The 7,091-nt window shown below is 41.8% G+C and carries 5 protein-coding genes and 3 pseudogenes; all 8 read left to right on the top strand.

Annotated features, from left to right (window positions below):
• Position 1 precedes the first annotated feature (1 nt).
• Positions 2 to 1,465, top strand: coding sequence for an Asp-tRNA(Asn)/Glu-tRNA(Gln) amidotransferase subunit GatA (gatA, locus tag LMU01S_RS06280; protein WP_056958921.1), 1,464 nt, complete (start codon positions 2 to 4; stop codon positions 1,463 to 1,465).
• The gene (gene gatB / locus LMU01S_RS06285; RefSeq protein WP_056958922.1) at positions 1,465 to 2,898 is read left to right on the top strand and encodes an Asp-tRNA(Asn)/Glu-tRNA(Gln) amidotransferase subunit GatB; all 1,434 of its coding nucleotides are present in this window, start codon (positions 1,465 to 1,467) and stop codon (positions 2,896 to 2,898) included. The genes gatA and gatB overlap by 1 nt, the downstream gene beginning before the upstream one ends.
• Positions 2,899 to 2,926: 28 nt before the next feature.
• A complete protein-coding gene (locus LMU01S_RS06290) occupies positions 2,927 to 3,949 on the top strand; it encodes a diacylglycerol kinase (protein ID WP_056958923.1) in 1,023 nt (340 codons plus the stop codon).
• 117 nt (positions 3,950 to 4,066) lie between these two features.
• The gene (locus LMU01S_RS06295; RefSeq protein ID WP_056958924.1) at positions 4,067 to 4,912 is read left to right on the top strand and encodes an aldo/keto reductase; all 846 of its coding nucleotides are present in this window, start codon (positions 4,067 to 4,069) and stop codon (positions 4,910 to 4,912) included.
• An 18-nt stretch (positions 4,913 to 4,930) separates the two neighbouring features.
• The gene (locus LMU01S_RS06300; RefSeq protein WP_056958925.1) at positions 4,931 to 5,389 is read left to right on the top strand and encodes a flavodoxin family protein; all 459 of its coding nucleotides are present in this window, start codon (positions 4,931 to 4,933) and stop codon (positions 5,387 to 5,389) included.
• Positions 5,386 to 5,766 (top strand): annotated as a pseudogene (locus LMU01S_RS06305) (NAD(P)H-binding protein); the annotation flags it as partial. The gene LMU01S_RS06300 and the pseudogene LMU01S_RS06305, both read left to right, overlap by 4 nt.
• 2 nt (positions 5,767 to 5,768) lie before the next feature.
• A pseudogene (locus tag LMU01S_RS06310) lies at positions 5,769 to 6,467 on the top strand (zinc-binding dehydrogenase); the annotation flags it as partial.
• A gap of 154 nt (positions 6,468 to 6,621) precedes the next feature.
• Positions 6,622 to 6,978: pseudogene (locus LMU01S_RS10295) on the top strand (AAA family ATPase); the annotation flags it as partial.
• Between the last annotated feature and the right edge of the window lie 113 nt (positions 6,979 to 7,091).

Raw genomic sequence — 7,091 nt, forward strand, 5'->3', positions numbered from 1 at the left:
CATGGATTATTTTACAACTGATCTGACCAGTTTACATGAAAAATTGGTCAACAAAGATTTGAGCGTAGAGGAGTTGACAAAAGAAACTTTCAAGACGATCAAAGACCGTGATCAACAGATCGCTGCTTTCCTAGCTTTAAATGAAGAAGCTGCTTTAAAGCAAGCTAAAGAACTTGACCAAAATGGGATCGATCCAGCTAATGTTTTAGCTGGGATCCCGATCGCGATCAAAGATAATATCGTGACAAAAGGCTTGCGGACTACGGCTGCCAGCAAGATGTTAGAAAACTTTGACCCGATCTATGATGCAACAGTTATGGAAAAATTAGCTGCTGCTCAAATGATCAATGTGGGTAAAGTCAACATGGATGAATTTGCTATGGGTGGCTCGACTGAAAGTTCAGCCTTTAAAGTAACTAAGAATGCTTGGGATCAAACTAAAGTCCCTGGTGGTTCTTCTGGTGGTTCAGCAGCAGCTGTTGCTTCGGGTCAAGTTTTAGCCGCCTTAGGTTCAGATACAGGTGGTTCGATCAGACAACCAGCAGCATATAATGGTATCGTTGGGGTCAAACCTACTTATGGTCGTGTATCTCGTTACGGCTTGATCGCTTTTGCTTCTAGCTTAGATCAGATCGGACCATTGACACGCACAGTCAAAGATAATGCCTATGTTTTAAATGCTATCAGTGGTCATGATAGTCGTGATTTTACAAGCTCTGATCGTGAAGTTCCTGACTTTACACAAGGCTTGGATGGTGATATCAAAGGGATGAAGATCGCAGTGCCAAAAGAATACTTTGGTGAAGGTGTCGCAAAAGATGTTAAAGAAGCGATCAAAAAAGCGATCAAGACATTTGAAAGCTTGGGGGCGACGGTCGACGAAGTTTCCTTGCCACACAGCAAGTATGGAGTCCCAGTATACTATATCATTGCCTCTTCTGAAGCTTCATCTAACTTACAGCGTTTTGATGGGATCCGTTACGGCTTTAGAGCACAAGATGTTAAGAACTTAGAAGATGTTTATGTGCGTTCACGTTCTGAAGGTTTTGGTGATGAAGTTAAACGTCGGATCATGTTAGGGACATTCTCACTTTCTGCTGGAACTTATGATGCCTTCTTCAAGAAAGCTGCTCAAGTAAGAACATTGATCTGCCAAGACTTTGCACAGGTCTTTAACGACTATGACTTGATCTTAGGACCAACAGCACCAACCACAGCTTATGGCATCGGTGATGAGATCAATGATCCGATCACGATGTATATGAATGATATCTTGACGATCCCGGTAAACTTGGCTGGTCTACCAGGGATGTCGCTTCCTGCTGGCTTCTCTAATGGTTTACCGATCGGAATGCAGTTGATCGCACCACAATTTAGAGAAGATACGATGTATAAAGCGGGCTATGCTTTTGAACAAGCAACCGACTTCCACAAACAAGTACCAACGATCGGGGGGCAAAACTAATGAACTTTGAAACAACGATCGGACTTGAAGTCCACATTGAAATGAAGACAAACTCCAAGGCTTATTCTCCCGCACCAGTAGTTTACGGGGCAGAACCAAACACGAATACTAATGTTATCGATTGGGGCTACCCAGGGGTCTTGCCCCAATTGAACAAGGGTGCTTTGGAATATGGGATGCGTGCGGCCTTGGCACTTAACTGTGAGATCGCACGGGATATCCACTTTGATCGCAAAAACTACTTCTATCCAGATAATCCAAAGGCATACCAGATCACACAAGCTCAAACACCGATCGGTCACGATGGTTGGCTTGAGATCGAGCTTGAAGATGGAACTAAAAAGAAGATCGGGATCGAAGAGATGCACGTCGAAGAAGATGCGGGGAAAAACACGCATGCCGGCGATGGTTATTCTTATGTCGATCTAAATCGTCAAGGCACTCCATTGATCGAGATCGTATCTAAACCAGATATCGCTTCGCCAGAAGAAGCTTATGCATACTTGACACGTTTACGTCAGATCATTCAATTTACAGGGGTATCCGACGTGAAGATGGAAGAAGGCTCAATGCGAGCTGACGTTAACATCTCAGTTCGTCCGATCGGCTCAACTAAGTTTGGGACTAAGACGGAAATGAAGAACCTAAACTCCTTTGAACACGTGAAAAAAGGTTTGGAATACGAAGCTAAGCGTCAAGAACGTGTTTTGATGGCTGGTGGTGAGATCCAACAAGAAACACGGCGCTTTGATGAACCAAGTGGTGAAACGATCTTGATGCGTGTCAAAGAAGGTAAGAGCGATTATCGTTACTTCCCAGAACCTGATCTACCACCGATCCATATTTCTGATGAATGGGTCGCACAGGTCAAAGGTTCGATCCCAGAAATGCCTGACGTTCGTCGTAAACGTTATGTCAATGACTGGGGCATTACTGAATATGATGCAGGTGTCTTGACTCAAACAAAAGAAATGTCTGATTTCTACGAAGCAACTGTAGCTGCGGGAGCGGATGCTAAATTAGCGGCTAACTGGTTGATGGGTGAAGTTAGTGCTTATTTGAATGCTCAAAAAGTTGAGTTAGGTCAAACGGCCTTGACACCAGAACATTTAGCAACAATGATCAAGTTGATCCAAGACGAAACGATCTCATCTAAGATCGCTAAAAAGGTCTTTAAAGAGATCATCAAAAATGATACTGAACCAAAAGCATGGGTCGAAGAAAAAGGCATGGTGCAATTATCTGACCCGGCTAAATTACAACCGATCATCGATGAAGTATTGGACAACAACGCGCAATCGATCGAAGACTTTAAGAATGGTAAAGATCGCGCAGTTGGCTTCTTAGTAGGGAACATCATGAAACAGACCCACGGTAAAGCTAACCCTAAAGTTGTCAATAAATTGTTGATGGCAAGTTTAAAGGAAAGATAGACGCGAATTGCGCCAAGAGGAAATAATTATGCAAAAGCGTTGCCGAATTATTTATAATCCGACATCTGGACGTGAAGCTTTAAAAAATGATCTAGTTGAGATCTTAAATATTTTAGAACGTGCTGGTTATGAAACGAGTGCCTTTGCAACGACGCCTGAGCCTAATTCTGCTCAAAATGAGGCTAAACGAGCAGCTCAAGCAGGCTTTAACTTGATCATTGCAGCTGGTGGTGATGGCACGATCAATGAAGTCGTTAATGGGATCGCCCCTCTAAAACACCGGCCAAAGTTGGGGATCATTCCCGCCGGTACGACTAATGACTATGCGCGGGCTTTAAAGATACCGCGGGAAAGTCCGATCGAAGCGGCTAAAGTCATCGCCAATGGTAAAACGGTCAAGATGGATATCGGGCGAGCTAATGACAAATATTTTGTCAATATTGCAGCTGGTGGTCTCTTGAGCGAATTGACATATGCAGTGCCATCTGAATTCAAGACCCTTTTTGGCTATTTAGCTTACCTGGTTAAGGGGGCTGAGTTATTGCCCCGGGTCAAACCGATCAATATGCACCTTGAATATGATGATGGTGTTTATGACGGTAAAGCATCAATGTTTTTCTTAGCTTTGACTAATTCAGTCGGTGGCTTTGAGCAGATCGTACCTGACGCCAGTTTAGATGATGGTAAGTTCACCTTGATCGTTGTTAAGACGAGTAATCTATTAGAGATCATGCGCTTGATCACGATGGTCTTAAATGGGGGTCGACACGTCAACGACGCTAATATCTTGTATGTAAAGACTTCTAAATTGATCGCTAAGCCAGTCGATGAAAAGATGATGATCAACATCGATGGTGAATACGGTGGGGATGCACCGATGAAATTCAAGAACTTGAAACGTCATATTGAGATCTTTGCCAATACCCAAGATATTCCAAAACGGGCGATCACGGAAGTCAAAGAAGATGAAGATATGGACGAAGCCAAGAAAAACTTTGTTGACGGTGTCCAAGAACTCGATGAATCTGACAATATCAAATTAGATAAGTAGCTAAGAACTCGTTGTTCCGATCTGGAGCAACGAGTTTTTATTTAAATTTAGCTTGCCTTATAGTTCACTTCAAGGTTTATAGTTGTTCTTGTAAATATGATGAGGAGTGAATAGGTGATGCAAAATTTTGAACTTAATAATGGTGTTACCATCCCCATGCTAGGCTTAGGTACATTTCAAATGTCACCCGATCAAGCACAAAAAGCTGTCGTTTCAGCGCTTGAAAGTGGCTATCGTTTGTTGGATACGGCTAATGCCTATTTGAATGAAAAAGCCGTTGGACGTGGGATCAGAGAATCTAGTGTAACTAGACAAGAAATTTTCTTGAGTTCTAAGTTGTGGCCGACAGTTTATCAAGATAAAACAGCAGTTGATAAAACTTTGCAGCGTTTAGGGACAGATTATTTAGATCTATTGTTCTTACATCAACCTGCTGGTGATTTTATGGCGGGCTATCGTCAACTTGAACAAGCTTATCGTGATGGTAAGATCAAAGCGATCGGGATCTCAAATTTTCATGGTAAAAAGTTGACACAATTATTGGAACAAGCAAAAATAAAACCACAGGTGATCCAAGTTGAAGCCCATCCATACTATACGCAATCAGAAATTCGTGAAGTTTTAACACCATATGGAATAAAATTAATGGCGTGGTATCCTCTGGGACATGGTGATCACAGTTTGCTAAATGAACCGATTTTTACTAAATTAGCTCAAAAATATGGAAAGAGTAATGTACAGATCATTTTGCGGTGGCATGTTCAAATGGGCTTTATCGTGATCCCAGGTTCGACTGATCCGAAACATATCAAAGATAATGCCGATATTTTTGATTTTGAATTAACGCCTGAAGAAATGGCACAGATCGCTAAACTTGATCAAAAGAAGCGTTACTATATACCAAATGATGCAAGAGAAGAACAATATGCTCAGATGCAGATGGATTTTGAAGCACAAAAATAAACTGAGGGAAGTTTTTTGATGACAAAAAAGATATTGATCACGTATTATTCTTGGTCAAATAAGACAAAGCAAGTGGCAAAAAAATTAGCACAGGCCTTAGATGCTGAACTGTTAGAGTTAACGGTCAAAAACAACGTATTTTCTACTGATATGTATAAAACATCAGAGATCGCTAAAACACAGATAAAGACAAATGATTTTCCCGAATTAGTGACTAAGATCCCTGATATATCTCAGTATGAGACGATCTTAGTTGGTAGTCCGGTTTGGAATGGGGCACCAGCAACGCCACTTCATAGTTTTTTAGCACAGATAGCAAATTTTAAAGGCAAAATTGCTACATTTTATACAGATGCGGGGAGTGTGGGTGTTTACGGAGAAATTTTTAAAACTTGGGCAGCACCGTTAACAGTCGTATCGATCTATCAACAACAAAAAGATATTTTAACATGGGCAAAAGAGGTAATAGAAAAATGAAAAAAGTATTGATCATGGCAGCTAATGGACAAATTTCGCGTTTAGTTGAGGAGCGCGTCTTAACTGAACCTGAGTTTGCTGATGTTGAGTTGACGCTATTTTTACGTGATAAAAAACGGTTGGCAGCTTTAGAAAGTAATGATCGTGTAACTTTGATCGAAGGTAGTTTAGATAATTACGCTGATGTCAAACAAGCTATTTTGGGTCAAGATCTAGTCTTTGTAGGGGTAGTCGATCATACTAGGGATAACCATCAAACTAAATATGTGATCAAGGCGATGAAAGAAACAGGTGTTGAGCGAGTCGTCTTTACCAATATTTTAGGGATCTATGATGAAGTTTTAGGTGAATTTGGACGTTGGAACAAAGAGATGGTAGCTATCAAGGCCAATATTTGCGGTATTATAACGCTGATTGGGGCCTAGTCAAGATCCCTGGTCAACCAGCTGATTATACTGATGATCAGTTGAATTCATTACTTGCATTGTCAGATGTAATGGCAACTGGCTATCACGCTGCTTTTACAGCTGAAGTCAAAACAGGTGATACTGTTGTTGTGATCGGTGATGGAGCTGTTGGACTTTGTGGCGTTATCGGTGCTAAATTACGTGGGGCTAAGCGGATCATCAGTTTGAGCCACCATGAAGATCGCGCTAAATTAGCCCGCGAATTTGGGGCGACTGATATCGTTTCTGAACGTGGCGATGATGCAGTTCGAAAAGTACTAGAATTGACAGATGGTGCGGGTGCAGATGCTGTTTTGGAATGTGTTGGGGCAACATCAGCGATCGAACAAGCCGGGCAAGTAGCTCGTCCAGGTGCAGTGATCGGTCGTGTAGGAATTCCGCAAACTGAACCAAGCTCCAATCAACTATTTTGGAAAAATATCGGTTTACGCGGTGGGCTCGCTTCGGTGACGACTCATGATCGGGCCGTACTATTAGCGGCAGTCTTAGAGGGCAAGATCAAACCGGGTAAAGTCTTTACAAAACGTTTCACATTGGATGATGTCCAAGCCGCTTATGAAGCTATGGATAAACGTGAAGCGATCAAATCATTATTGATCATAAGTCAATAGGTCAAGGTACTTTGGGTTTCAGACCTATGAAAAAATCAATCGGGCAGCTAGGTAACTGGCTGCTTTTTTGTTAGAGCAAGTATGTTAGTTTTGCTTTTGCAAACTAATGTTCGGTATGATAAAATGGAAACGACAGATAAACGGGGGTGAGGGCATGCAACAAGGATCGATCTTTGAGGACCAAGTAAATGAACGGCTAGCCAGTCGTTTACGACCAGAGAATTTAGAGCAAGTTTTCGGGTAGACGCATTTATTAGGACCAGGTAAGATCTTAAGGGAATTGATCACTCAAGATAGAGTAACTTCGATGATCTTGTGGGGGCCGCCCGGTGTGGGAAAGACGACGTTGGCACAAGTTATCGCTAAGCAGACTAAAGCAGGTTTTATCTCATTTAGTGCGGTCACAAGTGGGATCAAAGAGATCAAAAAGATCATGCAAGAAGCTAATACTGCTTATGGCCAAAAGACGATCGTTTTTGTAGATGAGATCCATCGTTTCAATAAGGCGCAATAAGATGCTTTTTTACCGTTTGTGGAGAGTGGCAGTATCGTCTTGATCGTAGTGAGGTAACTGTTAATAAAAATGTAGAACTATATAAAATGATATAGAAATATATGCTATAA

Source organism: Ligilactobacillus murinus DSM 20452 = NBRC 14221 (genome assembly GCF_001591685.1).
GTDB lineage: Bacteria > Bacillota > Bacilli > Lactobacillales > Lactobacillaceae > Ligilactobacillus > Ligilactobacillus murinus.

Excerpts from the sequence above, each read along its gene's own strand:
- LMU01S_RS06300 (WP_056958925.1), top strand. The coding sequence starts at position 4,931 with ATGACAAAAAAGATATTGATCACGTATTATTCTTGGTCAAATAAGACA.
- gatB (WP_056958922.1), top strand. The coding sequence starts at position 1,465 with ATGAACTTTGAAACAACGATCGGACTTGAAGTCCACATTGAAATGAAG.
- LMU01S_RS06290 (WP_056958923.1), top strand. The coding sequence starts at position 2,927 with ATGCAAAAGCGTTGCCGAATTATTTATAATCCGACATCTGGACGTGAA.
- gatA (WP_056958921.1), top strand. The coding sequence starts at position 2 with ATGGATTATTTTACAACTGATCTGACCAGTTTACATGAAAAATTGGTC.
- LMU01S_RS06295 (WP_056958924.1), top strand. The coding sequence starts at position 4,067 with ATGCAAAATTTTGAACTTAATAATGGTGTTACCATCCCCATGCTAGGC.